This window comes from Pantoea sp. SGAir0180 (genome assembly GCF_043546245.1).
Window position 1 is genome coordinate 1,357,844 of the sequence record NZ_CP028071.1, and the last position, 24,824, is coordinate 1,382,667.

Genomic DNA, 24,824 nt, shown 5'->3' on the forward strand with positions numbered 1-24,824 from the left:
GCATTACGGCTTGGTGGCGACCAGCACCGCACGCAGCGGTGCGGGATAACCTTCAACGGTTTTGCTGCTGTCCGCAGGATCAAGGAATTCCGCCAGCGATTCGCTGGTCATCCAGTCGGTCCGGCGCTGTTCATCTGTGGTCGTTACGGCAAAGTCCACAATGCGCACATCGATAAAGCCGCATTTCTCCAGCCAGCTTTTCAGCGCCTCGGCGGAGGGGATAAAGTAGACGTTGCGCATCTGAGCATAGCGTTCGCCCGGCACCAGCACCTGATTCACATCGCCTTCAATCACCAGCGTTTCCAGGACCAGTTCGCCGCCGCTCACTAACTGATTTTTCAGCTGCATCAGATGATCCAGCGGCGAACGGCGATGATAAAGCACGCCCATGGAAAACACGGTATCGAACGCCTGAAGTACCGGCAGCTGTTCGATGCCGAGCGGCAGCAGGTGGGCGCGGAGGTCGTCATTTAACAGCTTGCGGACGGCTTCGAACTGGCACAGAAACAGCTGCATGGGATCGATACCGACCACAAGGTGCGCGCCTGCCCCGATCATGCGCCACATATGGTAGCCACTGCCACAGCCCACATCCAGTACAGTGCGTCCGGCTAACGAGGAGATGTGTGGCAGCACGCGATCCCATTTCCAGTCTGAGCGCCATTCCGTATTAATTTCGGTGCCGTAAAGCGAATAGGGGCCTTTGCGCCAGGGCATCAGATTACGCAGCAGTTTCTCAATGCCCTGACGGTGCCGATCGCTGATATCGTCCCGATCGGCGCTGACGCTGTGCAGCAGGTCCAGCCGCTGAGGTTCCAGCTGGGGTAAATATTCCAGCGACTTGTACCAGTCACGGAAGTGCCCGTGCAGATTTTCACGCTGCCACTCGCTGATTTGCGCAGGCAGCACCTCCAGCCATTTTGCCAGGGGACCCACGGCGATTTGCTGATAAAAACGGCCAAAGTCGATCATTTTAATGCCACCAACGAACCAAAATTAAAACACTGAAACCACAGCTCAGCATGAGAAAAACCGGCCTGTTTAAGGCGCGCCTTGTGCGTTTCTACGCTATCGGTGAGCATCACATTTTCCAGCATGCTGCGTTTCTGGCTGATTTCCAGTTCGCTGTAGCCGTTGGCGCGCTTAAAGTCATGATGCATGTTGAACAACAGTTCACCGACGTCACGATCTTCAAAGCTGAACTTCTCAGAGAGCACCAACGCGCCGCCGGGATTCAGCCCCTGCCAGATTTTGGTCAGCAACGTCAGGCGGGCTGGCGGTTCAAGAAACTGCAGGGTGAAATTGAGCACCACCAGTGACGCGTTCTCAATGGCGATATCGCAGATATCCGCTTCGACGACCGTAACCGGCGTATCCGCCCGAAACGCATCGATATGACGGCGGCAGCGCTCCACCATGGCCGGCGAATTATCCACAGCAATAATCTGACAGCCGGGCACGTGAATATTGCGGCGCACCGAGAGCGTGGCAGCGCCTAGTGAACAGCCCAGGTCAAATACCTGGCTGTTGGGCTGGACGAAACGTTCTGCCAGCATGCCAATCATCGAAATGATGTTGGAATAGCCCGGCACTGAGCGCTGAATCATGTCGGGAAACACTTCAGCCACGCGCTCGTCAAACGTCCAGTCGCCCAGTTTTTCAATGGGCGCAGAAAAGAGTTGATCGCGATCAGACATAACGAAAATCCGAAGAGACGGCGGAAAGGGCGCTATTCTGGCAGAAACTGCCGCGGCCTGCACCCTTTACGCCGTTAACATTAACGCAAGCTGAGCAAGAGTGGCCAGGGCAGGTAAATCAGGTTAAAAATTACCATACCGGACAGCGAGAATAACGTCAGCATCATGCCATATTTGCGTTTGCTCATGACATCGTTGCGCAGGCCCTGTGCATGCAACACCCGGCCAATGAAAAACAGGATGCCGGTCAGGTGCACCATCCAGATATTCGCGCCGTTCATCTCCAGCACAATCAGCAATAATAACCCCAGCGGGATCGTTTCAATGGCATTGCCGTGAATCCGGATGGCCATATGTAAATCGTGATGACCGCCATCGCCATAAGCCACATGATGCTGTCGCCGTAAGCGCACAACATCCAGGGTAAATTTCATGATCAGTAAGGCCCCGATCACCACATATAACGCGCTTATCATTATTGATTCCTTATTTTTACTTTTGCCAGAGGTGTGATGCTGCCGGTCGCTATCAGAATAGCGAATCCTGTTGCGGCCAGTCCGGCCCGGGACCGATGCTGGCATCAATTTTTTGCAGTTCAGGCCACAAGGCCTGCACCAGCGGAAAGACCTGGCCCATGTCGGGCGTGTGAATGAAAACCAGCGGTTCACTTTGCGTATGCCATTCAGCCAGTTTCGTCAGCCAGATGCGAAACAGCGGCAGGCTTTCTTCAAGACTATCGCTGCCGACAAAGCGGATCATCGGGCGCGGTCCTGTTAACAGCGCATGCGGCGGGACGCGCGGTTTTTGCTGGCGGGCGTGCAGCGCCGCCGCGCTTTGTGACGTTGAGGCGTGAACCGGACGGCTGTCCAGCACCACACGATTGACGCCGCGCTGGAGCAGGCCACGATTCAGCGCGCGCTCAGCCTCACCTTTCGCGAAAAAAGCGGCATGCCGCACTTCCACGCCATAGGAAAAAGAGGCAGGCAGACTATCCAGAAAACGCCACAGATCGCTGAGTTGGGCGGGAGAAAAGCTGGCAGGCAACTGGAGCCAGTACTGACCGATGCGATCGGCAAGCGGATGCATCAGGCGAAAAAAGTCGGTCAGTAAGTCATCGGTGTTTTGCAGTGCTGCCTGATGGCTGATGGTGCTGGGGAATTTAAAACAGAAGCGAAACTGATCGTGCGTCATATCCCGCCAGCGCAACACGGTTTCGGGATCCGGCAGTGCATACAGCGTGGTATTGCCCTCAACGGTCTGGAAATAACGCGCGTAGTCCGCCAGGGTTTCAATTCCCCAGCGTTTCCAGTGTGCGTGGTGCCATTGCGGCAAACCGATACGAAGTGTCACGCCTGACTCCTGTCGTTGAGTGTGATGGTAATTATCCTGTAAGGCAGTATATTGACGCAACCCGGTGAAAAGGGAACAGGAAATGCCGTGCTTTAGCGTGGCTCCACTTATCCTGTCAGCCTTTTTCCATTATAATAGCGGCCTTTTTTGCGACAGCACCTGATAAGGTTACGCGGCCTGGTGCTGTCTGCTGCAGCGGCGAAGTTAAAAGGATAGTGTTATGCGTACAGAGTATTGTGGACAGCTCAATCTGTCTCATGTGGGTCAGCAAGTTACGCTTTGCGGCTGGGTCAATCGCCGTCGCGATCTGGGAAGCCTGATCTTTATCGATATGCGCGACCGTGAAGGCATCGCCCAGGTGTTTTTCGATGCCGATCATCAAGAGGCGTTCCAGCTGGCATCTGAACTGCGTAACGAATTCTGTATCCAGATCACCGGTACCGTCCGTGCCCGTGACGAAAAGAACCGAAACAGCGACATGGCGACCGGCGACGTGGAAGTGTTCGCCCACGCGCTGACCATCATCAACCGTGCTGACCCTCTTCCGCTGGATTCTAACCAGACCAACAGCGAAGAAGCGCGTCTGACGTATCGCTATCTGGACCTGCGTCGTCCGGAGATGGCGCAGCGTTTGAAAACCCGTGCGAAAATCACCAGCTTTGTGCGTCGCTTTATGGATAACGAAGGCTTTCTTGATATTGAAACGCCGATGCTGACTAAAGCAACGCCAGAAGGCGCGCGCGACTATCTGGTGCCCAGCCGTGTGCACAAAGGGAAGTTCTATGCGCTGCCGCAGTCACCGCAGTTGTTCAAGCAGCTGCTGATGATGTCCGGCTTCGACCGCTATTATCAGATCGTTAAGTGCTTCCGTGATGAAGACCTGCGTGCTGATCGTCAGCCAGAGTTTACCCAGATCGACGTTGAAACCTCCTTCATGACCGCCGAACAGGTGCGTGAGAAGATGGAGCGTCTGATTTGTGAACTGTGGATGGACATCAAAGGGGTGGATCTGGGGGCGTTTCCACAGATGACCTTTGCCGAAGCCATGCATCGCTTTGGTTCGGACAAGCCTGACCTGCGCAACCCGATGGAGCTGGTGGACGTAGGCGATCTGCTGAAAAGCGTCGAATTCCAGGTCTTTGCGGGTCCCGCAAATGACCCGAAAGGCCGCGTAGCTGCGCTGCGCGTGCCCGGCGGTGCGGCGCTGACGCGTAAGCAAATCGACGAATACGGCAAGTTTGTTGAAATCTACGGGGCCAAAGGGCTGGCGTGGATGAAGATTAACGAACGTGCCAACGGCTTCGAGGGCGTGCAGAGTCCGGTGGCCAAGTTCCTCAGTGCCGACATCGTGGAAGCGATACTGAACCGCACGGGCGCACAGGATGGCGACCTGATCTTCTTCGGTGCCGATCGCGCGAAAGTCGTGGCGGATGCGCTGGGTGCGCTGCGCCTGAAAGTCGGCCGCGATTTGCGGATCACCGACGAAAACGCCTGGGCACCGCTGTGGGTAATCGACTTCCCGATGTTTGAGGAAGATGAAGAGGGCGGTCTGGCTGCGATGCACCATCCGTTCACCTCACCGAAAGACATGACCGCAGAGGCGCTGGCCAGCGATCCGGTTCAGGCGGTGGCAAATGCCTACGACATGGTGATTAACGGCTACGAAGTGGGCGGCGGTTCCGTGCGTATTCACAACAGCAAAATGCAGCAGACGGTGTTCAGTATCCTCGGGATCACCGAAGAGGAGCAGCGCCTGAAGTTTGGCTTCCTGCTTGACGCGCTGAAATACGGTACACCACCGCACGCGGGCCTGGCGTTTGGTCTGGATCGTCTGACGATGCTGCTGACCGGCACCGATAACATTCGCGATGTTATCGCATTCCCGAAAACCACCGCCGCCGCGTGCATGATGACCGAAGCACCGAGCGAAGCCAATCCTGCCGCGTTGCTGGATCTGGGCATTCTGGTGGCGCCGAAGAAAGAAAAGTCAGAGAACAAGTAATGGGCAATAAACATCCGGTATCGGTGCTGGTGGTGATTTTTGCGCAAGATACTGGCCGGGTGTTAATGCTGCAGCGACGTGATGATGCCAGCTTCTGGCAGTCGGTCACAGGCAGCCTGGAAGTCGGGGAAACCCCGCGCCAGGCGGCCGAGCGTGAGGTGTCAGAGGAGCTGTCCATCAACATTGCGGACGAAAAGTTAGTGCTGGAAGACTGTCACAAACAGATCGAGTTTGAAATTTTCCCGCACTATCGCCACCGTTACGCACCGGGCATCACGCATAACCGTGAACACTGGTTCAGGCTGGCGTTACCCGCAGAGCGCGACCTGGTGCTTACCGAGCATCTTGCCGCGCGCTGGCTTGAGCCCGCCGCTGCTGCTGCCCTGACCAAGTCCTGGAGTAACCGCCAGGCGATTGAGGAATTTATCTGAATGCCTGCCGTAACGCGTTTTTCAGGCGGCAGTGACGTTAAATTTCGCGAATTCGACGAAGCTCATCCTTCGTTCCCTAAACCGGCGCCGTTAAAATTGAAGAGTCGGGCATCATCGGTATCGCGAAGCCGCGACCGTCAGTGCAGTGCAACCGGAACGTTTATAACGACGTGAGGATGGCAGGCACTGTCGGGAGGCGGATCGTAAGTCAGATAGCCCGTGCGATTGTTAAGATCGGAGAATATGCAAGATGGCTGGACATAGTAAATGGGCGAATACCAAGCACCGCAAGGCTGCTCAGGATGCCAAGCGCGGTAAAATCTTTACCAAAATCATTCGCGAGCTGGTGACCGCCGCGAAACTGGGTGGGGGCGATCCCGGTTCTAACCCACGTTTACGTGCTGCCATGGACAAAGCGCTGTCTAATAACATGACACGCGATACCATGAACCGTGCGATTGCACGCGGTGTGGGCGGCGAAGATGATTCCAACATGGAAACCATCATCTATGAAGGTTACGGTCCGGGGGGATCTGCCATCATGATCGAGTGCCTGAGTGATAACCGAAACCGTACGGTGGGTGAAGTGCGTCATGCGTTCACCAAAACCGGCGGCAACCTGGGAACCGATGGCTCCGTGTCTTACCTGTTCAGCAAAAAAGGCGTGATTTCTTACGCGCCAGGCCAGGATGAAGATGCGGTGATGGAAGCCGCGCTGGAAGCCGGTGCAGAGGACGTGGTGGCGTATGATGATGGCGCTATCGATGTCTTCACCGCCTGGGAAGAGATGGGCACCGTGCGCGATGCGCTGGAAGCCGCCGGTCTGAAAGCGGATACGGCGGAAGTTGCGATGATTCCGTCAACCAAAGCGGAAATGGATGCGGAAACCGCACCGAAACTGCTGCGTCTGATCGATATGCTGGAAGACTGCGACGACGTGCAGGAGGTTTATCACAACGGTGAGATCTCCGATGAGGTGGCGGAAACGCTGTAATGCTGTACCGCTTTCATCGCTGGCTGGAGACGCGTCATGTCTATCATCCTGGGGATTGACCCCGGTTCACGCGTCACCGGTTACGGGGTGATTCGTCAGACCGGCCGCCAGCTCACCTATCTGGGCAGCGGCTGTATCCGCACCAATACGACAGAATTGCCGGCGCGCCTGAAACTGATCTATGCTGGCGTTTGCGAAATTATCACGCAGTTTTCGCCTGATTTTTTCGCCATCGAGCAGGTGTTTATGGCGAAGAACGCCGACTCGGCGCTGAAGCTTGGCCAGGCGCGCGGTGCCGCCATCGTCGCGGCGGTAAACCATGACCTGCCGGTGTTCGAATATGCCGCACGTCAGGTGAAGCAGACGGTTGTCGGAACCGGCGGTGCAGAAAAAAGTCAGGTTCAGCATATGGTCAAATCTTTACTGAAGCTTGCAGCCAGTCCGCAGGCTGATGCCGCCGATGCGCTGGCTATCGCGATTACGCACTGCCATGTTGCACAGAATGCCGCGCGCATGAGTGAGAACACGCTGGTGCTGACCCGCGGCCGGCTGCGGCAGCGCTAACGGCAATCCCCGCAATATGCCCGTCAGGCTGGATATTCATCCAGCCTTTTTTATGGTATAAATTCCGCCACATACGTTGAATAAGGAAGGCATCAGGTGATAGGTCGTTTACGGGGAACCATTCTGGAAAAGCAGCCACCGCTGGTCCTGCTGGAGGCGCATGGCGTTGGTTATGAAGTCCATATGCCAATGACCTGTTTTTATGAACTGCCTGAGCTTAATCACGAAGCGATAATCTTTACGCAATTTGTGGTTCGTGAAGACGCGCAACTGCTGTTCGGCTTTAACAGCAAACAGGAACGTGCCCTGTTTCGTGAACTGATAAAAGTCAACGGCGTTGGGCCGAAACTGGCGCTCGCTATTCTGTCGGGCATGTCCGCTCAGCAGTTTGTCACGGCGGTGGAAAAAGAAGAGATTGCCGCGCTGGTCAAACTGCCGGGTGTGGGCAAGAAAACCGCCGAGCGTCTGGTTGTCGAGATGAAGGATCGCTTTAAAGGGATGCATGGCGATCTGTTTGGCGGTGACTCGGCCTTTACGCTGACCACGCCGGGCCCGGAACCCGAAACCAACGACGCCGAAGCGGAAGCGGTTGCAGCGCTGGTGTCCCTGGGTTATAAACCGCAGGAAGCGAGCCGCATGATCAGCAAAGTGGGTCGCCCTGACGCGGATTGTGAAACATTAATTCGCGAAGCGCTCCGCGCCGCTATTTGAGGTAATTCATGATTGAAGCCGATCGCCTGATCTCCGCCGCCAGCGTTAGCGAAGAAGAGAGCCTCGACCGCGCCATCCGGCCTAAGATGCTGACCGAGTATGTCGGCCAGCCGCAGGTGCGGGAGCAAATGGAAATTTTTATCAAAGCGGCCCAACTGCGTGGCGATGCGCTGGACCATTTGCTGATTTTTGGCCCACCCGGGCTGGGAAAAACCACCCTGGCGAACATTGTGGCTAATGAGATGGGCGTCAATCTGCGCACCACCTCCGGTCCGGTGCTGGAGAAAGCGGGCGATTTGGCGGCGATGCTGACCAACCTTGAGCCGCATGATGTGCTGTTTATTGATGAGATTCACCGCCTGTCACCGGTCGTTGAAGAAGTGCTGTATCCGGCGATGGAAGACTATCAGCTGGATATCATGATTGGCGAAGGTCCGGCAGCGCGATCGATTAAGCTTGATCTGCCGCCGTTTACGCTGATTGGTGCCACTACGCGCGCGGGCTCACTGACGTCGCCCCTGCGCGATCGTTTTGGTATCGTGCAGCGGCTGGAATTCTATCAGGTAAAAGATTTGCAGCATATCGTCGGGCGCAGTGCCGCCTGTCTGGGCCTGGCGCTGAGCGAGGAGGGAGCCCTTGAAATCGCCCGTCGCTCTCGCGGCACGCCGCGTATTGCTAACCGACTGTTACGCCGGGTGCGTGATTTTGCAGAAGTGCGGGCAAACGGTAACTTAAGCGGCGAAGTCTCAGTGACCGCGCTGGACATGCTTAACGTTGACAGCGAAGGTTTCGACTATATGGATCGTAAACTGCTGCTGGCGATTATTGATAAATTCACCGGCGGGCCGGTGGGTCTGGATAACCTTGCGGCGGCGATTGGTGAAGAGCGGGAAACGATTGAAGATGTCATCGAGCCCTTCCTGATTCAGCAGGGCTTTATCCAACGCACACCGCGCGGCCGGATGGCCACGCAGCATGCTTACCGTCATTTCGGTATCACCAAAGAGGCGTAATCACAGCGCCGGTTTGCGCACCATACTGACGATAAACAGTATGGCTGCGCACAGCACCACAGACGGCCCCGCAGGCGTGTCATAGAACGCCGAGAAGGTTAACCCGCCGGTCACTGCCATTACCCCGATCAGCACCGCAATCGCGGCCATCATTTCCGGTGAACGTGCAAAGCGTCGCGCCGTCGCAGCCGGGATAATCAGCAGCGAGGTGATGATAAGCGCCCCGACAAATTTCATCGCCACGCCAATAGTCAGCGCGGTCACCAGCATCAGGATTAACCGGGTGCGTTGAATATTCATGCCATCGACCTGCGCCAGTTCGGGGCTGATGGTCATCGACAGCAACGGGCGCCACTGCCAGGCCATGACCGCTAAAACACAACTTACGCCTGCAGCCATTGCCCCGAGATCGGCAGGGGTGACCGCCAGCAAATCGCCGAACAGGTAGGCCATCAAATCGACCCGCACATTCGACATCAGGCTGACGACCACCAGTCCCAGTGAAAGCGCACTGTGCGCCATAATGCCCAGCAAGGTATCAATGGCCAGATGCGGTCGGCGTTCCAGCCAGACCAGCCCCAGCGCCAGACAAACCGTGACCAGAATCACGGCATAATAAGGATTTACATCCAGCATTAAACCAAACGCAACGCCCAGCAGTGAGGCATGCGCCAGTGTGTCGCCAAAGTAAGACATCTTGCGCCAGACGACAAACGAACCCAGAGGACCGGCGGCCAGCGCCAGCATGACGCCGCCCAGCCAGCCCGGTAGCAATAATTCAATCATAGTGGACCCGGTCCCTTGCGAAGTACGATACGTCCCTTTAAGTCGTGACGATGATTATGGTGATGACGATAGATAGCCAGTTCCTGCGCGCCGCGTGGCCCAAACATGGCAATAAATTCCGGATGCTGAGAGACAGCCTCGGGCGTGCCGGAACAGCAGATATGATGATTGAGGCACAGCACTTCGTCTGTCTTGGCCATGACCAGATGCAAATCATGAGAGACCATCAATACCGCACAGTTCAGCTCATGACGAAGCTGGTTAATCAAATCATAGAGCGCGACCTGACCATTGACGTCCACGCCCTGTGTCGGCTCATCCAGCACCAGCAACTGTGGCTGATTAAGCAGCGCACGCGCAAGCAGGACGCGCTGCATTTCGCCACCGGACAGTTTCTGCAGGGGAGAGGTCAGCAGGTGACCGGCCTGAACGCGTTTGAGCGCAGGCAGAATGTCCTGATGACGTGCGCCACGTGACAAACGCATAAAACGCTCGACGGTAACCGGTAACGTCGGATCGATGTGCAGTTTCTGAGGCACATAACCAATACGCAGGTTCGCACTGCGATGCACCTGACCGGATGAGGGCGCGAGCAGGCCGAGTACCACGCGCACCAGCGTCGATTTACCCGCGCCATTGGGACCCAGCAGCGTCAAAATTTTACCAGGATGAAGCGCCAGGCTCACGCCAGACAGGACGGTGCGTTGAGCAAACTGGATGGAGACATTTTCAAGTGTGACAAGTGATGGCATAAGATTTACAGGTTGCGCAGAATTTCGAATGTTATAATATCACATCCAATCTGTTGATGACGAAGGAATGACGCATTATGTTACATAATAAAAAAGGGGTGGGTTTTACCCTGGCTGCGCTTGCTTTTGCTACCGCCGTTGCTTTGCCCGCTCATGCCAATGTAGTGGCCTCCATTAAGCCTGTTGGCTTCATTGCCTCTGCGATTGCGGACGGGGTAACACCGGTGGAGGTCTTGCTGCCTGATGGCGCATCCGAACATGATTATGCCCTGCGCCCGTCTGATGTAAAACGCTTACAAAACGCGGACTTAGTGGTCTGGGTGGGACCAGAAATGGAAGCGTTTATGACCAAATCAGCCGCCGCCCTGCCAGAAAAAAAGAATCTTGAGATAGTACAAATTCCCGGCGTAAAAACGATGTTGCTGCGGGGCGGTGAAGACGATGATCACGATGACCATGAGGCAGCAGAGCACGATCAGGATGCAGAGCATCATCATCATCACGGTGAGTTTAATATGCACTTGTGGATGTCACCCGAAATCGCGCAAAAAACCGCGGTTGCAATCCATGAAAAATTATTGGAACTTATGCCGCAGGATAAAGCCAAACTTGACGCCAACCTGCAGCATTTTGAGGCAGAATTAGCGGACACAGATAAGCGCATTATCTCACAGCTTGCCCCCGTTAAAGATAAAGGGTATTTCGTTTTTCACGACGCTTACACGTACTTTGAAAAACACTACGGTCTCTCGCCCACCGGGCATTTTACCGTTAACCCAGAAATTCAACCGGGTGCACAGCGCTTACATCAAATTCGAACACAGTTGGTTGAGAAAAAGGCCGTTTGCGTCTTTGCTGAGCCACAATTCAGGCCGGCGGTCATCGATGCTGTTGCCCGTGGAACGCAGGTGCGTAAAGGCACGCTCGATCCACTGGGCACAGACATCAGCTTAGGAAAAGACAGCTATGTGAAATTCCTCTCACAGCTGTCGAGCCAGTATGAGACCTGCCTGAAAGGAGCATAGAGGAATAGTTTAACGTGCAGCAGATAGCCCGCTCTGTCGCCCTCGCATTTAATAATTTGCCGCGCCCCCACCGCGTTATGCTGGGATCGTTAACCGTTGTTACTCTGGCCGTCGCAGTCTGGCGGCCTTATGTTTACCATCCGAATGATGATGTTACGCCCATCGTCAAAGCCATTGAGTTAGACAAAAACGAGTTTCGCACACTGCTTCCTGAAGCCAGTGAACCTATCGATCAAACCACGCCCGAACCAGATGAAGAACTGCCTTCAGACGACGTCGATCAGGATGTCGCCGATACGGCAGGCACGCACGATTACACCGTCTCCTCAGGCGACACGCTCAGCAGCGCACTGAACCAGTATGGCATCGACATGAGCGACATTAATGCGCTGGTGGCCAGCGATAAAGATCTGCGTAATTTGCAGGTCGGTCAGCAGCTCAGCTGGACGCTCAATGATGCCGGCGCATTGGATACCTTTACCTGGGAAATCTCGCGTCGTGAAACCCGCACCTATACGCGCACCGATAAAGGTGGCTTTAGCATGCAGTCGCAGATGCAAAAGGGTGAATGGCGCAACAGTGTGATTCAGGGCGAAGTCCGCGGCAGCTTCGCCGCCAGCGCTATGCGTGCCGGTTTAAGCAGTGCAGAGGCCAGCAGCGTGATCAAAGCCATGCAGTGGCAGATGGATTTTCGTAAGTTACGCGCGGGCGATAAATTTAGCGTGCTGATGTCGCGCGAAATGCTGGAAGGCAAGAGCGCGCAAAGCCAGCTACTGGGTGTGCGTTTGCGCAGCGGCGGTAAAGATTATTACGCGTTCCGGGCCGAAGACGGCAAATATTACGACCGCAGCGGTGCGGGCCTGGCGCGGGGCTTTATGCGTTTCCCCACCGTGAAACAGTACCGTGTCTCGTCGAACTTTAATCCGCGCCGTCTTAATCCGGTGACGGGCCGAATTGCACCACACAAAGGTGTCGATTTCGCGCTGCCGGTTGGTACGCCTGTGCTGGCTGTGGGCGATGGCGAAGTCGTGGTGGCCAAAAACGGCGGTGCCGCCGGTAACTATGTGGCTATCCGTCACGGCCGTCAGTATATGACGCGTTACATGCACCTTAAAAAAGTGCTGGTGAAACCGGGGCAAAAGGTAAAGCGTGGCGATCGTATTGCGCTCTCCGGCAATACCGGCCGTTCAACCGGACCGCATCTGCATTTTGAGATCTGGATAAATAATCAGGCTGTTAATCCCCTGACGGCCAAGCTGCCGCGCATGGAAGGTCTGACGGGCAAAGATCGTTCGCAGTATCTTGCTCAGGTCAAAGGCTGGTTACCGCAGTTGGGGATGAAGTAAATACTTTGATAACGTCGACGGCATGGCCGTCGACTTTTTTATCTCTGGCGCAGGATGATTGCAAATTTACTCGTCGCCACTATCATTAGCCCGTCATTGATTGAGGCGAGTGCATGGAAACCCGTAAAAAAAATAACATTGAATTTATTCCCGTTTTTGAACGTTCTTTTTTAAAGCCAAAATACTGGGGCAGCTGGCTGGCCATTGGCGCGCTGGCGGGTATTGCATTGATGCCGCCTCGCGTGCGCGATCCGCTTCTGGGAGGGCTCGGCAAGTTTGCTGGTAAGCTGGCGAAGGGCGCGCGTCGCCGTGCGCTCATCAATCTCTATTACTGCCTGCCTGAATTAAGCGAATCTCAGCGTGACGCGATCGTCGATCAGATGTTTGCCACCGCACCGCAAGCCATGGCCATGATGGCCGAGCTGGGTATGCGCGATCCGACACAGATCCGACAGCGGGTTGAGTGGCACGGTCGGGAAATCATTGATCAACTGCAGGCCGACAAGCAGAACGTGATTTTTCTGGTGCCGCATGGCTGGGCTGTGGACATTCCGGCCATGCTGCTGGCCTCAGAGGGACAGATGATGGCCGCGATGTTCCATAACCAGAGCGATCCGCTGGTGGACTATGTCTGGAACCGTGTCCGCCGTCGTTTTGGTGGTCGTATGCATGCGCGCAACGATGGCATTAAGCCGTTTATCAGTTCGGTCCGTCAGGGCTACTGGGGCTATTATCTGCCTGACCAGGATCACGGGCCGGAACACAGTGAGTTTGTCGACTTCTTTGCCACTTACAAAGCTACCTTACCCGCCGTTGGCCGGTTGATGAAAGTCTGTCGCGCCCGCGTCGTGCCGCTGTTTCCGGTGTATAACGGAGAAAGGCATAAGCTGGAAATTTACGTTCGTCCGCCGATGGATGACTTACTCGAAGCGGATGACCGTCAACTGGCGCGGCGGATGAATGAAGAGGTAGAAGTGTTTGTGCGTCCGCATCCGGAACAATATACCTGGATACTGAAACTGCTTAAAACCCGAAAAGCGGGTGATGTCGAACCCTACTCGCGAGACGAGCTTTATCCTCGTAAATAAAGAAAGGCCGCATGGCGGCCTTTATAATTTAGACGGGCGTTACTTTGGCGTGACGCCTGCGTTCCCGCAGAAACATCAGCACCAGGCCAAACCACAGGACACCACTGATAAAGTTGATCAGGCTAAACCAGATCACCCCACCGCTAAAATAGAAGTGCTTCGCCAGCTCAATGCCGGCAGCCAGCGTCAAAATGCTGATCATGCCCAGCATGGCCGCGACGCTGCCTTTACCTTCATCGCTGGCATAGAGCGTCAGCCGGTAAAGTCCGGCATTCACCATCCCGCCGCCGAACGCGTACAGGCTTAATCCTGCGGTAATCAACAAATAGCTGTGTGTGTTTATCAGCGTGGCAAATAAAGCAAGGCTTAACCCGAGTAATATGGGCCAGGCGGCAAATTTCACGGGTTGCTCAATCGGCATCCGGCCAACCAGTTTACTCAGGGTCAGGTTACCGGCAATCATTGCCATAAATACCGGCAGCTGGAGCAGGGCGTACTCCATTCGTGAAAGTCCTTCATCACGCATCAGAATGACCGGGGACAGGGCCACCCAGGTCAGAATAGGAATGAAAACCAGTCCGATGGCAAAGGACCCAAACATCACCTGACGATCTTTTATCAGTCGGCCATAATTGCGCGCCAGCACCGGCAGCGCAATGGACTGGTGACGATCGCCGGCGGTTTCAGGCATGACCCGCCAGAGTACGATAAACGCCACGGCGCTGCAGGCGGCAAACAGCCAGAACATACTGCGCCAGCTTCCGACCGTGAGCCAGGCGGCGCCCGCCAGAGGCCCGGCGAGCGGTGCCAGCAGGGCGACATTCGCCATCAGTGCCATAATGCGCACGGCCAGTGCTTCCTCGAACGCTTCCTGAATGGCTGCATAGCCGACCGCACCAATAAAACACAGGCTAATTCCCTGCAGGAAACGCAGACTGACGAACTGCTCAATGTCACTGACCCAGGTGGTCAGAATACAGGCGGCAGCAAAAAACAGAATGCCGGACAGCAGCACGGGCCTGCGGCCATATTTATCGGACAACGGGCCAAGCAGCCATTGTAAAACCACGCCACCCAGCAAATAGGCCGTCAGAGAGGTGGAAACCCACTGATCGCCTACGTCGAATTCGGCGGTGACCAGCAACATGCCGGGTTGGATCATATCGTGAGCAATATAGGTGGCGAACTCATAAAGCACCATCGCCAGCGGAAACAGCATCACGCGTCCGGTCAACTGGCGGATGGGTTGATAACGGGCCATCTGGCCTCCTTATGAAAAAACAAAAAACGCGACTGCAAGGCAGCCGCGTTTAAATGGTAATACAGATGTGTATGAAAAGCGGTATTAATCGACGCGCAGCACCCGGCCGGTGTTAGTCGTGCCGGTTGCCCCCATCACATCCCCTTGCGTGACGACTACTAAATCACCGGAGACGAGGAAGCCTTTGTCACGCAGCAGATTAACGGCGTCATGGGCGGTGGCCACGCCTTCGTTATCGCTGTCGAAAAACACGGGCGTCACGCCGCGATACAGCGCGGTGATATTCAGCGTACGTTCGTGGCGCGACATGGCAAAGATCGGCAAACCTGATGTGATACGTGAGGTCATCAATGGCGTACGACCGGATTCCGTCATGGTAATAATGGCGGTCACGCCCTGCAGGTGGTTCGCCGTGTACATGGCTGACATGGCGATCGCTTCTTCGATATTATCGAACTGCACATCCAGACGGTGTTTAGAGACATTTACGCTTGGGATTTTCTCGGCACCCAGACAGACTTTTGCCATGGCGGCAACGGTCTCCGCCGGATACTGACCGGCAGCAGTTTCGGCTGACAGCATTACCGCATCGGTGCCGTCCAGCACGGCGTTGGCGACGTCCATGACTTCAGCGCGCGTCGGCATAGGATTGGTGATCATTGATTCCATCATCTGTGTCGCGGTGATGATGGTACGGTTCAACTGGCGCGCACGGCGTATAAGGGCTTTCTGAATCCCGACCAGTTCCGGATCGCCAATTTCCACGCCCAGGTCGCCACGGGCAACCATCACCACGTCAGAGGCCAGAATGATGTCATCCATGGCTTCCTGCGAGGCGACCGCTTCGGCACGTTCTACTTTCGCGACCATTAACGCGTCACAGCCCGCATCGCGCGCCAGACGGCGGGCATAGTGCATGTCTTCACCACAACGCGGAAAGGATACCGCCAGATAGTCCACGTTGATTTTGGCGGCCGTGATAATATCGGCTTTGTCTTTCTCCGTCAGGGCTTCAGCCGACAGGCCTCCGCCCAGTTTGTTGATGCCTTTATTGTTAGAAAGTGGGCCACCTACTGTTACTTCGGTAAACACTTTGACGCCCTGAACCTCCAGCACCTTCAGCTGTACGCGACCATCATCCAGCAGCAGGATATCGCCGGGTACCACATCCTTGGGCAGACCTTTATAGTCAATGCCGACGCGTTCTTTATCGCCTTCGCCTTTGCCCAGCGCCGCATCAAGCAGGAACCGGTCGCCCACGTTCAGGAAGACTTTACCTTCTTTAAAGGTGGAGACACGAATTTTAGGGCCTTGCAAATCGCCCAGAATGGCCACATGTCGACCGAGTTTTGCCGCAATCTGACGCACTTTATCGGCACGCATCTGGTGATCTTCGGGCGTACCGTGTGAAAAGTTAAGACGCACAACGTTGGCACCAGCAGCAATGATTTTTTCGAGATTGTTGTCGCGGTCAGTGGCTGGGCCGAGAGTGGTTACGATCTTGGTTCTTCTTAAACGTCGGGACATAGAGATTCCTTTGAATTTTGGAACTGAGCTGAATCGTTACTTTTTAAGGTATTAGCCCGTCAGATACTGATTACCACACAGAGGTATTATTATACATTTGAGTGTGTCAGAACTGTGGCACTGCGCCCGGAAGACGTCCAGTAAAGGCGCTTTTGTCAGATACAATACTGAGACTCACCGAGGAAGTCATCCCCCCTTCGACGCTAGCGCCAGCTTAATTGACCAGACGCAAGTGACGCAGCCATTCTGCGTGTCACAACGCGGCAGGCTGAACAGCCCGTTCATCTGTATCGTAGTTACAGCCGGGCCGCGCTTAACAGACCAGGCTGTTGCGGTCGTTCGTTTGCCGGTGGGGAAGGCATCGTCTGTTGTTTGGCCCACGAAGCCGGTGTAAACAGCGAAAAGCGTAAAGCGGCAAGTGTTGCACCGGCGCATTATCCCGACCGGATAGGGAGTAAATATCTGTTAGAATGGATAAATGCTGAGATGAAAGGCAATGCTGCCGGGGTGACCCTGTAGAATCAGCCGCGGGGCAAGGTCTGATAAGTCGGCTGGCCCTTTTTTTGCCATAATCAGCGTCGCACTGGCTGCAGCCAGACAATTTTTGACACAGAAAAATAAGCGAAAGCGCACGGGGCAACCTACCACAGACGCAAATTACGCGCAGAGTAAGTAGGGTGACGCCGCGGGCTGGTTTACCTGGCCTGGGGAAAAAAGTACATTGTGCTGAAAGTAAATAACAACATGGACCCGGTGCTCAGGATGCATCGCCACCGGGACTATCCTGCAACGAGGAGAGGAAAATGGCGGTAACACAAATAGCCCAGGCATGCGATCTGGTAATTTTCGGCGCCAAAGGCGATCTCGCCCGTCGTAAACTGTTGCCCTCGCTGTATCAGTTAGAGAAAGCGGGTCAGATTCATGAAGAAACCCGGATTATCGGCGTTGGCCGTGCAGAGTGGGATAAAGCTGAATACACCAAAGTGGTGCGTGAGGCGTTAGAAACCTTCATGAAGGAAAAGATTGACGAAGCGCTCTGGGATAAGCTCAGTAACCGTCTCGATTTCTGTAACCTTGATGTTAACGATACCTCGCATTTCCCAAGACTGGGTAAGATGCTGGATCAGAAAAACCGCACCACGATTAACTATTTCGCCATGCCGCCCAGCACCTTCGGGGCCATTTGTCAGGGCCTCGGCATGGCCAAGCTCAATGCGAAACCGGCGCGCGTGGTGATGGAAAAACCGCTCGGCACGTCGCTGGAAACGTCAAAAGAAATCAACGACAGCGTAGGCGAGTATTTCGATGAGAGTCAGGTGTTCCGTATTGACCACTATCTGGGGAAAGAAACGGTTCTGAACCTGCTTGCGCTGCGTTTCGCAAACTCCATCTTCGTGAACAACTGGGATAACCGCACCATCGATCACGTGCAGATTACCGTGGCTGAAGAGGTGGGCATTGAAGGCCGTTGGGGTTACTTCGATAAAGCCGGACAGATGCGCGATATGATCCAGAACCACCTGTTACAGGTGCTGACCATGATTGCAATGTCTCCGCCTTCCGATCTCAGTGCCGACAGCATTCGCGATGAGAAAGTGAAAGTGCTGCGTTCGCTGCGTCCTATCGATCAGACGAACGTCCGTGAGAAAACGGTGCGGGGTCAGTACACCGCCGGCTTTGTGCAGGGCAAAAAAGTCCCCGGCTACCTGGAAGAAGAGGGTGCCAACAAAACCAGCTCTACGGAAACCTTTGTGGCCATTCGCGTCGATATCGACAACTGGCGCTGGGCGGGCGTGCCCTTCTATCTGCGCACCGGTAAGCGTTTGCCGACCAAGTGTTCTGAAGTCGTGGTGTACTTCAAAAACCCGGAGATGAACCTGTTTAAAGACTCTTACTCCGAGTTACCGCAGAACAAACTGACCATCCGTCTGCAGCCGGATGAAGGGGTGGACATTGAGATCCTGAACAAGGTGCCGGGTCTGGATCACAAACACAAACTGCAGACGACCAAGCTGGATCTGAGCTACTCAGAAACCTTTAACCAGTCTCATCTGGCGGATGCGTACGAGCGTTTACTGCTGGAATCGATGCGCGGCATTCAGGCACTGTTCGTGCGCCGTGACGAGGTGGAAGCCGCCTGGACTTACGTTGACTCCATCATCAACGCCTGGGCCGCAGATGGTGATTCCTCCAAACCTTATCAGGCCGGCACCTGGGGACCGGTGGCGTCCGTCGCGATGATCACGCGAGACGGTCGTTCCTGGAATGAATTCGAATAATCCCTTCCCAGCCCGCATAATGCGGGCTTTTTTTTGCACCACCTCTCAAAAATGAACTACTGTTTTAAAAATTTTATTCGTTGATGGACGGTGAAACGGAGAATCCTGTATGGTAGTCGTGCTGTTAACCGGACTGGCGCTGTAAAGGCTTCGGCGCAGTGATCACAATGTTATTTACCAGGGGAAGTGATGAAAAACTGGAAAACGAGTGCAGAACAGATTCTGAAAACCGGACCGGTCGTGCCGGTAATCGTGGTTAACAAGCTGGAACATGCGGTTCCCATGGCTCAGGCGCTGGTCGCCGGCGGCGTCAGGGTGCTGGAAGTGACCTTACGCACGCCCGTGGCGATGGATGCCTTACGCGCCATTATCAAACAGGTGCCAGAGGCTATTGTCGGTGCGGGAACGGTGCTGAACACACAGCAGCTCCAGGAAGTGACGGAAGCGGGCGCACAGTTTGTAATCAGTCCCGGTATCACCGAGTCCTTACTCAAGGCCGCCGTTGAAGGGCCAGTTCCGCTTATTCCCGGCATCAGCACGGTGTCAGAATTAATGACCGGCATGGATTACGGTCTGCGAGAGTTTAAATTTTTCCCGGCCGAAGCCAACGGCGGGGTAAAAGCGCTACAGGCCATCGGTGGGCCTTTCCCTCAGGTGCGTTTCTGTCCGACGGGCGGTATCTCACCAGCGAATTACCGTGATTATCTGGCGCTGAAAAGCGTACTTTGTATCGGCGGCTCCTGGCTGGTGCCGAACGAGGCGCTGGAAGCAGGGGACTGGCAGCGTATTACGCAGCTGGCCAGCGAGGCCGTCGCGGGGGCCCGCTAACGGGCAGACGGTGAGCCCGCAGGCTCACCGCACTCACTTAACCCTGAACGCTGACGGCAGCCGCACTGGCTACCGCGCGCGCAACAGCCTCTTCCGTTGTCTCGGCGCAGGCCAGAGCAACACCTAAACGACGATGACCTTCAATTTCGGGCTTGCCAAACAGGCGCAACTGCAAACCCGCCCCCAGTGCTGCTTCTACATTCGCAAAGCGGACATTCTGGCTGGTTAACTGTGGCAGAATAACGGCTGAAGCAGAAGGGCCGTACTGGCGAATGGCCCCTACAGGCAGCCCCAGGAACGCGCGGACATGCAGGGCGAATTCTGACAGATCCTGCGAGATCAGCGTCACCATGCCGGTGTCGTGCGGACGCGGAGAGACTTCACTGAATACCACTTCGTCGCCGCATACAAACAGCTCCACACCAAATAATCCATAGCCACCCAGTGCGTTGACCACGGTTTCCGCGATATGCTGGGCACGCTGTAGCGCCAGGTCGCTCATCTGCTGCGGCTGCCATGACTCACGGTAATCGCCGTCTTCCTGGCGATGACCGATAGGGGCGCAGAAATGAATGCCGTCAACGGCCCTGATGGTCAGCAGGGTGATTTCAAAATCAAACTTCACCACGCCTTCAACGATAACGCGTCCCGCCCCGGCGCGACCGCCTTGTTGCGCATAATCCCAGGCCTTATCCAGCTGGCTGGCATCGCGAATAAAACTCTGGCCTTTGCCGGATGAACTCATAACGGGTTTGACGATGCAGGGAAAACCAATCCCGGCGGCGGCAGCGACAAAATTTTCTTTGCTGTCGGCAAAGCGGTAGGTTGAAGTGGGCAGTGCCAGCTCCTCTGCGGCCAGACGACGAATGCCTTCGCGGTTCATGGTGAGGCGGGCAGCGCGGGCAGTGGGCACGACGCGCTGACCTTGCTGCTCCAGCTCCAGCAGTTTCTCTGTTGCGATGGCTTCAATCTCAGGCACCACGAAGTCTGGTTTCTCCTGGGCAATAACGGCGGCCAGTGCGTCGCCGTCCAGCATATTTATCACATGGATACGGTGCGCTACATGCATCGCAGGCGCATTGGCGTAGCGGTCAACCGCAATCACTTCCACACCCAGACGCTGACATTCCAGCGCGACTTCTTTGCCCAGTTCTCCTGAGCCTAACAGCATGACGCGCGTGGCAGCAGGGCGTAGCGCAGTTCCGAGAGTCGTCATCATTTCACCTAAGCAGTCAACCAGTCAAAATTCGCGCGCAGTATAAACGAAAACGTTTGCTTTCTCACCTCTTGCGCACATTTCATCTCGTTTGCGCTACTTTTCCTGCTCTGACGTTTCCTGACATCTTTTTGGTAATGATGATGTTTCTGGATGGTAAGGGGAGTAAATAATGAATAACTGGCTGCAACAGATTCAATCAGTACTGGCAAAAAAGAGCGGTGACGGCAAATCCGGCGGCGGGCTGAGTGAGATGCTGGCCCCCGGTGCGCTGGGTGGCCTGGCGGGATTGCTGGTGGCCAGTAAATCATCACGCAAGCTGTTAACTAAATATGGCGGCAAAGCCTTAATCATCGGCGGCGGGGCAGCAGCGGGCGCGGTGTTGTGGAACAAATACAAACAGCGGGTGCGTGAAACCCATCAGGACGAACCGGGTTTTGGTGAGTTACAGACGCCGGTTGATCAGCGCGCAGAACGACTGGTCACGGCCTTAGTGTTTGCCGCCAAAAGCGACGGGCATATTGATGACCGTGAACGTGCGGCGATTGAGCAGAACATTCATCAGGCAGGCTATGGTCAGGATGCGGAGAAACTGATCCAGCAGGCCATGCAGCGGCCGCTGGACCCCGAATGGCTGGCGGCGGATGTTAAAAATGAAGAAGAAGCACTGGAACTCTATTTTCTCAGCTGTGCCGCCATTGATGTTGATCATTTTATGGAGCGCAGCTACCTGTCGGCACTGGGCGACGCGCTAAAAATTCCGCAGGATGTCCGAAAAGGTATCCAGCAGGATATTGATCAGCAGAAGGCCAGTTAACTCATGTCCGGGCCCGTAACAGGGCCCTGAACACGCTCATACTCACTATCCCTGACTTGGCATCTGAAGACATTAGTGCCACCCTTAATGTTGATGATGTTCAGCAGGATGGATGATATGAAAGCACCTGACGCGAAAAAAATACCTTACGAGATGTCGCTGCATGGCGAGACGCGGGTCGATAACTACTACTGGTTGCGCGATGACAAACGCGAAAACAGCGATGTGCTGGACTACCTGCGTGCTGAGAACAACTATGGTCAGAAAATCATGGCGTCACAGGAGCCATTACAAAACCGTATTCTCCACGAGATCATTGACCGACTGCCGCCTCAGGACCATTCCGTTCCCTACGTAAAAAATGGCTACCGCTACCAAAGCCGTTATGAAAGTGGTAATGAATATGCCGCCTATTACCGGCAGCCTGCCAGTTATCAGGAAACTGATGAATGGACGTTGCTGCTGGATGCCAATCAGCGGGCTTCACACAGTGATTTTTATACCATGGGCGCGCTGCATATCAGCCCGGACAATCAGGTCATGGCCCTGGCAGAAGATTTCCTTTCCCGCCGCCAGTACGGCATTCGCTTTCGCAATCTGGAAAACGGGAGCTGGTATCCTGAGGTGCTGAATGATGCCTCTTCCAGCTTTGCCTGGGCGAATGATTCACGCACGCTCTACTATGTGCGCAAGCATCCGCAAACGTTGCTGTCTTACCAGCTCTGGCGGCATGAACTGGGCACGCCACAAAGCGATGACCAGCTGGTTTATGAAGAAAAGGATGATACCTTTCACCTCAGCATTCATAAAACCACCTCAAAACAGTTCATCCTGATCGTACTGGACAGTACCAATACCAGTGAAATTCAGCTGCTGGACGCCGATTTGCCGGACGCCCTCCCACAGGTCTTTCTGCCACGGCGACGCGATCACGACTACAGCCTCGACCACTATGACTTTACGTTTTTTATACGCTCAAACCGTGAAGGCAAAAACTTTGGCCTGTACCGCACGCGTTACCTCGACGAATCGCGTTGGGAAACCGTGATCCCCGCGCGTGACCATGTGGTGATGGAAGACTTTCAGCTCTTCCGTGACTGGCTGGTTGTCGAGGAACGCCAGCGCGGCCTTACCAGCCTGCGGCAAATGAACTGGCACACGGGCGAAACCAGCGGTATCGCATTTGACGATCCTACGTACGTAACCTGGCTGGCTTACAACCCCACGCCACGCACCAGTAAACTGCGCTATGGCTACTCCTCCATGACCACGCCTGCCACGCTGTTCGAACTGGATATGGACACGGGTGAACGCCGTATTTTAAAGCAGAGCAGCGTCAAAGACTTCAATCCGGATGAGTACAAAAGCGAACATCACTGGATTACCGTGACTGACGGCACCGAAGTGCCGGTCTCGCTGGTCTATAACCGCAAGTACTATCAGAAGGGACAGAACCCGATGCTGGTTTACGGTTATGGTGCCTATGGCAGCAGCATGGATGCGGACTTTAGCGTCAGCCGGCTGAGTTTGCTGGATCGCGGTTTTGTCTATGCACTTGTGCATGTGCGTGGCGGCGGTGAGCTGGGGCAACAATGGTATGACGGCGGTCGCCTGCTTAACAAGATGAACAGTTTTACCGATTTTATTGACGTAACCCATGAACTGGTGGCAAGGGGGTTCGGGCACCCGGACCGGCTTTATGCCATGGGCGGCAGTGCGGGCGGACTGCTGATGGGGGCGGTCATCAATCTTGCACCGACGCTGTATCACGGTGTCGTTGCGCAGGTGCCGTTTGTCGATGTGTTAACCACCATGCTTGATGAATCAATTCCGCTGACCACGGGGGAGTATGACGAATGGGGCAACCCAAATGAGGCGAAGTATTACCACGCTATTCGTCAGTACAGCCCGTACGACAATATTGACGCCCGGCCCTGTCCCCATCTGCTGGTTACCACAGGCCTGCACGATTCACAGGTGCAGTACTGGGAACCGGCGAAATGGGTCGCAAAACTGCGTGAACATAAAACGGATGACACACTGCTCCTGCTCTGTACCGATATGGACTCGGGGCACGGGGGCAAGTCAGGGCGTTATAAAGCCTACGAAGGCGTCGCGCTGGAGCTGACCTTTATCATTGCACTGGCCCAGGGGAGTCTGCCCCCGCCTGACCTCAGGGAAGCTGACTGAGATATTTACGCAGCGCCTGTCGCAATGGCGGGCGCAAATCTTTAACGTTCTCCAGCATCCATTTCAGATAACCCGGATCTTTGCGGGCAATGGCGGCCAGCGCCTGGCCGCGATACTTACCAAACGGCAGTACGTCATCGCGCTGAGCGGCAGGCTGAGAGCGCTGGCTCATTTCAGCGGCGCTCCAGCCAGACAGGTCCATAATGCGGATCAACAGGGCCGCCGTAACATAGCAGTCGTAAAGTGCGCGGTGAGCATGTAAATCTGCGGGCGGCGTCACTTCCAGCTTCAGACTGTGCCGCAGCGCCTGATTCCCGTATTTGATACCTGGCCACAGCTGGCGTGCCAGCGTCATGGTGCAGATCCAGTCGCCGGCCATCTCAGGCAACATCCGGCGGTCAAAGCTGGCATTGTGCGCGACATAATATGCACTGCCGTGGTAACGCGTAATGGCATCTTCAATCGGCGGCTTACCCATCACCATCGCTTCAGTGATGCGATGAACGGCCATCGCCTGGCGGCTGATAGGGCGGTCGGGTGAAACCAAATCGCTCATAGGATTGACGATCTGGCCGTCAATCACATCCACGGATGCCACTTCGACAACGCCGCCTTGCAGCCCGCAGGTTTCTGTATCAATGACACGTAACATTATTTCTGTTTAGGCTCGTAGGGCAGGCGGGACAGATTCAGAGAGGCCTGGCGATAGTGCATTAAGCGCTGACGAAACCAGTCGCGCAGGGCTTCGGGTTGTTCACTGGCCACCATTTCAGCCACCACAGGCATGTTATAGCGTTCTTTAAATGCAACGCCTGCCGCCGCCAGATCAACGTTGACTTTGTCTTTCTCTTCCTGCGACAGCAAGGCAAGGTTATGACTCATGATATTCTCCTGATATGCGTGCGCAAAAGTAATGTTTTCCTCCGCCATACGCAAGGTAAAGGATA

Annotated in this window: 24 protein-coding genes; 13 read left to right on the forward strand and 11 right to left on the reverse strand. The window is 55.1% G+C overall.

The features are described 5' to 3' along the window. Window positions 1–3: 3 nt before the first annotated feature. From cmoB to C1N58_RS06355, 4 genes are all read right to left on the reverse strand, one after another. Complete coding sequence (cmoB, locus tag C1N58_RS06340) at window positions 4–972, reverse strand: tRNA 5-methoxyuridine(34)/uridine 5-oxyacetic acid(34) synthase CmoB (RefSeq protein WP_394564707.1); 969 nt, start codon at window positions 970–972, stop codon at window positions 4–6. Next, complete coding sequence (gene cmoA, locus C1N58_RS06345; protein ID WP_006120262.1) at window positions 969–1,697, reverse strand: carboxy-S-adenosyl-L-methionine synthase CmoA; 729 nt, start codon at window positions 1,695–1,697, stop codon at window positions 969–971. Before cmoA ends, cmoB begins: the two co-directional genes overlap by 4 nt. Window positions 1,698–1,777: 80 nt before the next feature. Continuing rightward, a complete protein-coding gene (locus tag C1N58_RS06350) occupies window positions 1,778–2,173 on the reverse strand; it encodes an MAPEG family protein (protein ID WP_394564708.1) in 396 nt (131 codons plus the stop codon). 52 nt (window positions 2,174–2,225) lie between these two features. Continuing rightward, window positions 2,226–3,047: a DUF72 domain-containing protein gene (locus C1N58_RS06355; RefSeq protein ID WP_006120264.1), complete on the reverse strand. Its 822-nt coding sequence runs from the start codon at window positions 3,045–3,047 to the stop codon at window positions 2,226–2,228. 220 nt (window positions 3,048–3,267) lie between these two features. On the opposite strand from C1N58_RS06355, the gene aspS reads away from it, so the two are divergent. The 6 genes from aspS to ruvB all read left to right on the forward strand — a co-directional run bounded on the left by aspS (window position 3,268) and on the right by ruvB (window position 8,762). Beyond that, entirely contained in the window at window positions 3,268–5,049 is a 1,782-nt protein-coding gene (gene aspS, locus C1N58_RS06360; RefSeq protein ID WP_394564709.1) for an aspartate--tRNA ligase, read from the forward strand. Then, the gene (nudB, locus tag C1N58_RS06365) at window positions 5,049–5,480 is read left to right on the forward strand and encodes a dihydroneopterin triphosphate diphosphatase (protein ID WP_162285805.1); all 432 of its coding nucleotides are present in this window, start codon (window positions 5,049–5,051) and stop codon (window positions 5,478–5,480) included. Before aspS ends, nudB begins: the two co-directional genes overlap by 1 nt. Window positions 5,481–5,730: 250 nt before the next feature. Then, window positions 5,731–6,474, forward strand: coding sequence for a YebC/PmpR family DNA-binding transcriptional regulator (locus C1N58_RS06370; protein WP_006120268.1), 744 nt, complete (start codon window positions 5,731–5,733; stop codon window positions 6,472–6,474). A 36-nt stretch (window positions 6,475–6,510) separates the two neighbouring features. Next, window positions 6,511–7,038, forward strand: coding sequence for a crossover junction endodeoxyribonuclease RuvC (gene ruvC / locus C1N58_RS06375; protein ID WP_033741979.1), 528 nt, complete (start codon window positions 6,511–6,513; stop codon window positions 7,036–7,038). Between the two features lie 96 nt (window positions 7,039–7,134). Then, the gene (ruvA, locus tag C1N58_RS06380) at window positions 7,135–7,749 is read left to right on the forward strand and encodes a Holliday junction branch migration protein RuvA (RefSeq protein ID WP_006120270.1); all 615 of its coding nucleotides are present in this window, start codon (window positions 7,135–7,137) and stop codon (window positions 7,747–7,749) included. An 8-nt stretch (window positions 7,750–7,757) separates the two neighbouring features. Next, on the forward strand, window positions 7,758–8,762 hold the full coding sequence (ruvB, locus tag C1N58_RS06385; protein WP_006120271.1) for a Holliday junction branch migration DNA helicase RuvB: 1,005 nt from the start codon (window positions 7,758–7,760) through the stop codon (window positions 8,760–8,762). Here the strand turns inward: ruvB and znuB are convergent, their stop codons facing one another. Beyond that, window positions 8,763–9,548, reverse strand: a complete 786-nt coding sequence (znuB, locus tag C1N58_RS06390; RefSeq protein ID WP_394564710.1) for a zinc ABC transporter permease subunit ZnuB — start codon at window positions 9,546–9,548, stop codon at window positions 8,763–8,765. It lies immediately after the preceding gene. Beyond that, entirely contained in the window at window positions 9,545–10,300 is a 756-nt protein-coding gene (gene znuC, locus C1N58_RS06395; RefSeq protein ID WP_033741975.1) for a zinc ABC transporter ATP-binding protein ZnuC, read from the reverse strand. Before znuC ends, znuB begins: the two co-directional genes overlap by 4 nt. A 77-nt stretch (window positions 10,301–10,377) precedes the next feature. Between znuC and znuA the strand changes: the two genes are divergently transcribed. From znuA to lpxM, 3 genes are all read left to right on the forward strand, one after another. After that, window positions 10,378–11,325, forward strand: coding sequence for a zinc ABC transporter substrate-binding protein ZnuA (gene znuA / locus C1N58_RS06400; protein WP_054633644.1), 948 nt, complete (start codon window positions 10,378–10,380; stop codon window positions 11,323–11,325). A 14-nt stretch (window positions 11,326–11,339) separates the two neighbouring features. Next, window positions 11,340–12,671, forward strand: a complete 1,332-nt coding sequence (gene mepM / locus C1N58_RS06405; RefSeq protein WP_033741971.1) for a murein DD-endopeptidase MepM — start codon at window positions 11,340–11,342, stop codon at window positions 12,669–12,671. A gap of 113 nt (window positions 12,672–12,784) precedes the next feature. Continuing rightward, on the forward strand, window positions 12,785–13,759 hold the full coding sequence (gene lpxM / locus C1N58_RS06410; RefSeq protein ID WP_054633645.1) for a lauroyl-Kdo(2)-lipid IV(A) myristoyltransferase: 975 nt from the start codon (window positions 12,785–12,787) through the stop codon (window positions 13,757–13,759). A gap of 28 nt (window positions 13,760–13,787) precedes the next feature. Here lpxM and C1N58_RS06415 read toward each other — a convergent pair whose 3' ends face one another. Beyond that, entirely contained in the window at window positions 13,788–15,020 is a 1,233-nt protein-coding gene (locus C1N58_RS06415; RefSeq protein WP_054633646.1) for an MFS transporter, read from the reverse strand. A gap of 84 nt (window positions 15,021–15,104) precedes the next feature. Continuing rightward, window positions 15,105–16,547: a pyruvate kinase gene (gene pyk, locus C1N58_RS06420; RefSeq protein ID WP_394564711.1), complete on the reverse strand. Its 1,443-nt coding sequence runs from the start codon at window positions 16,545–16,547 to the stop codon at window positions 15,105–15,107. An 803-nt stretch (window positions 16,548–17,350) separates the two neighbouring features. On the opposite strand from pyk, the gene zwf reads away from it, so the two are divergent. Further along, window positions 17,351–18,826: a glucose-6-phosphate dehydrogenase gene (zwf, locus tag C1N58_RS06425; protein ID WP_006120280.1), complete on the forward strand. Its 1,476-nt coding sequence runs from the start codon at window positions 17,351–17,353 to the stop codon at window positions 18,824–18,826. A 189-nt stretch (window positions 18,827–19,015) separates the two neighbouring features. Then, on the forward strand, window positions 19,016–19,654 hold the full coding sequence (locus tag C1N58_RS06430) for a bifunctional 4-hydroxy-2-oxoglutarate aldolase/2-dehydro-3-deoxy-phosphogluconate aldolase (RefSeq protein WP_033741962.1): 639 nt from the start codon (window positions 19,016–19,018) through the stop codon (window positions 19,652–19,654). A 37-nt stretch (window positions 19,655–19,691) separates the two neighbouring features. On the opposite strand, the gene purT is transcribed toward C1N58_RS06430, so the two are convergent. Further along, window positions 19,692–20,870, reverse strand: coding sequence for a formate-dependent phosphoribosylglycinamide formyltransferase (gene purT / locus C1N58_RS06435; RefSeq protein WP_394550810.1), 1,179 nt, complete (start codon window positions 20,868–20,870; stop codon window positions 19,692–19,694). 172 nt (window positions 20,871–21,042) lie between these two features. Between purT and C1N58_RS06440 the strand changes: the two genes are divergently transcribed. After that, window positions 21,043–21,687, forward strand: a complete 645-nt coding sequence (locus C1N58_RS06440; protein WP_205951952.1) for a tellurite resistance TerB family protein — start codon at window positions 21,043–21,045, stop codon at window positions 21,685–21,687. A 117-nt stretch (window positions 21,688–21,804) separates the two neighbouring features. Continuing rightward, on the forward strand, window positions 21,805–23,877 hold the full coding sequence (locus C1N58_RS06445) for a prolyl oligopeptidase family serine peptidase (protein WP_394550604.1): 2,073 nt from the start codon (window positions 21,805–21,807) through the stop codon (window positions 23,875–23,877). On the opposite strand, the gene exoX is transcribed toward C1N58_RS06445, so the two are convergent. Beyond that, complete coding sequence (gene exoX / locus C1N58_RS06450; protein WP_394550606.1) at window positions 23,861–24,529, reverse strand: exodeoxyribonuclease X; 669 nt, start codon at window positions 24,527–24,529, stop codon at window positions 23,861–23,863. The genes C1N58_RS06445 and exoX overlap by 17 nt on opposite strands. Then, window positions 24,529–24,759, reverse strand: coding sequence for a DNA polymerase III subunit theta (locus C1N58_RS06455; RefSeq protein ID WP_006120290.1), 231 nt, complete (start codon window positions 24,757–24,759; stop codon window positions 24,529–24,531). Before C1N58_RS06455 ends, exoX begins: the two co-directional genes overlap by 1 nt. Between the last annotated feature and the right edge of the window lie 65 nt (window positions 24,760–24,824).

What these genes read in the sequence shown, in the direction of transcription:
- aspS (WP_394564709.1), top strand. Translation starts at nt 3,268, where the DNA reads ATGCGTACAGAGTATTGTGGACAGCTCAATCTGTCTCATGTGGGTCAG.
- C1N58_RS06430 (WP_033741962.1), top strand. Translation starts at nt 19,016, where the DNA reads ATGAAAAACTGGAAAACGAGTGCAGAACAGATTCTGAAAACCGGACCG.
- C1N58_RS06370 (WP_006120268.1), top strand. Translation starts at nt 5,731, where the DNA reads ATGGCTGGACATAGTAAATGGGCGAATACCAAGCACCGCAAGGCTGCT.
- C1N58_RS06455 (WP_006120290.1), bottom strand. Translation starts at nt 24,759, where the DNA reads ATGAGTCATAACCTTGCCTTGCTGTCGCAGGAAGAGAAAGACAAAGTC.
- pyk (WP_394564711.1), bottom strand. Translation starts at nt 16,547, where the DNA reads ATGTCCCGACGTTTAAGAAGAACCAAGATCGTAACCACTCTCGGCCCA.
- purT (WP_394550810.1), bottom strand. Translation starts at nt 20,870, where the DNA reads ATGACGACTCTCGGAACTGCGCTACGCCCTGCTGCCACGCGCGTCATG.
- C1N58_RS06445 (WP_394550604.1), top strand. Translation starts at nt 21,805, where the DNA reads ATGAAAGCACCTGACGCGAAAAAAATACCTTACGAGATGTCGCTGCAT.
- znuC (WP_033741975.1), bottom strand. Translation starts at nt 10,300, where the DNA reads ATGCCATCACTTGTCACACTTGAAAATGTCTCCATCCAGTTTGCTCAA.
- znuA (WP_054633644.1), top strand. Translation starts at nt 10,378, where the DNA reads ATGTTACATAATAAAAAAGGGGTGGGTTTTACCCTGGCTGCGCTTGCT.
- C1N58_RS06440 (WP_205951952.1), top strand. Translation starts at nt 21,043, where the DNA reads ATGAATAACTGGCTGCAACAGATTCAATCAGTACTGGCAAAAAAGAGC.
- ruvC (WP_033741979.1), top strand. Translation starts at nt 6,511, where the DNA reads ATGTCTATCATCCTGGGGATTGACCCCGGTTCACGCGTCACCGGTTAC.
- nudB (WP_162285805.1), top strand. Translation starts at nt 5,049, where the DNA reads ATGGGCAATAAACATCCGGTATCGGTGCTGGTGGTGATTTTTGCGCAA.
- exoX (WP_394550606.1), bottom strand. Translation starts at nt 24,529, where the DNA reads ATGTTACGTGTCATTGATACAGAAACCTGCGGGCTGCAAGGCGGCGTT.
- C1N58_RS06350 (WP_394564708.1), bottom strand. Translation starts at nt 2,173, where the DNA reads ATGATAAGCGCGTTATATGTGGTGATCGGGGCCTTACTGATCATGAAA.
- znuB (WP_394564710.1), bottom strand. Translation starts at nt 9,548, where the DNA reads ATGATTGAATTATTGCTACCGGGCTGGCTGGGCGGCGTCATGCTGGCG.
- ruvB (WP_006120271.1), top strand. Translation starts at nt 7,758, where the DNA reads ATGATTGAAGCCGATCGCCTGATCTCCGCCGCCAGCGTTAGCGAAGAA.
- cmoA (WP_006120262.1), bottom strand. Translation starts at nt 1,697, where the DNA reads ATGTCTGATCGCGATCAACTCTTTTCTGCGCCCATTGAAAAACTGGGC.
- C1N58_RS06415 (WP_054633646.1), bottom strand. Translation starts at nt 15,020, where the DNA reads ATGGCCCGTTATCAACCCATCCGCCAGTTGACCGGACGCGTGATGCTG.
- cmoB (WP_394564707.1), bottom strand. Translation starts at nt 972, where the DNA reads ATGATCGACTTTGGCCGTTTTTATCAGCAAATCGCCGTGGGTCCCCTG.
- lpxM (WP_054633645.1), top strand. Translation starts at nt 12,785, where the DNA reads ATGGAAACCCGTAAAAAAAATAACATTGAATTTATTCCCGTTTTTGAA.
- zwf (WP_006120280.1), top strand. Translation starts at nt 17,351, where the DNA reads ATGGCGGTAACACAAATAGCCCAGGCATGCGATCTGGTAATTTTCGGC.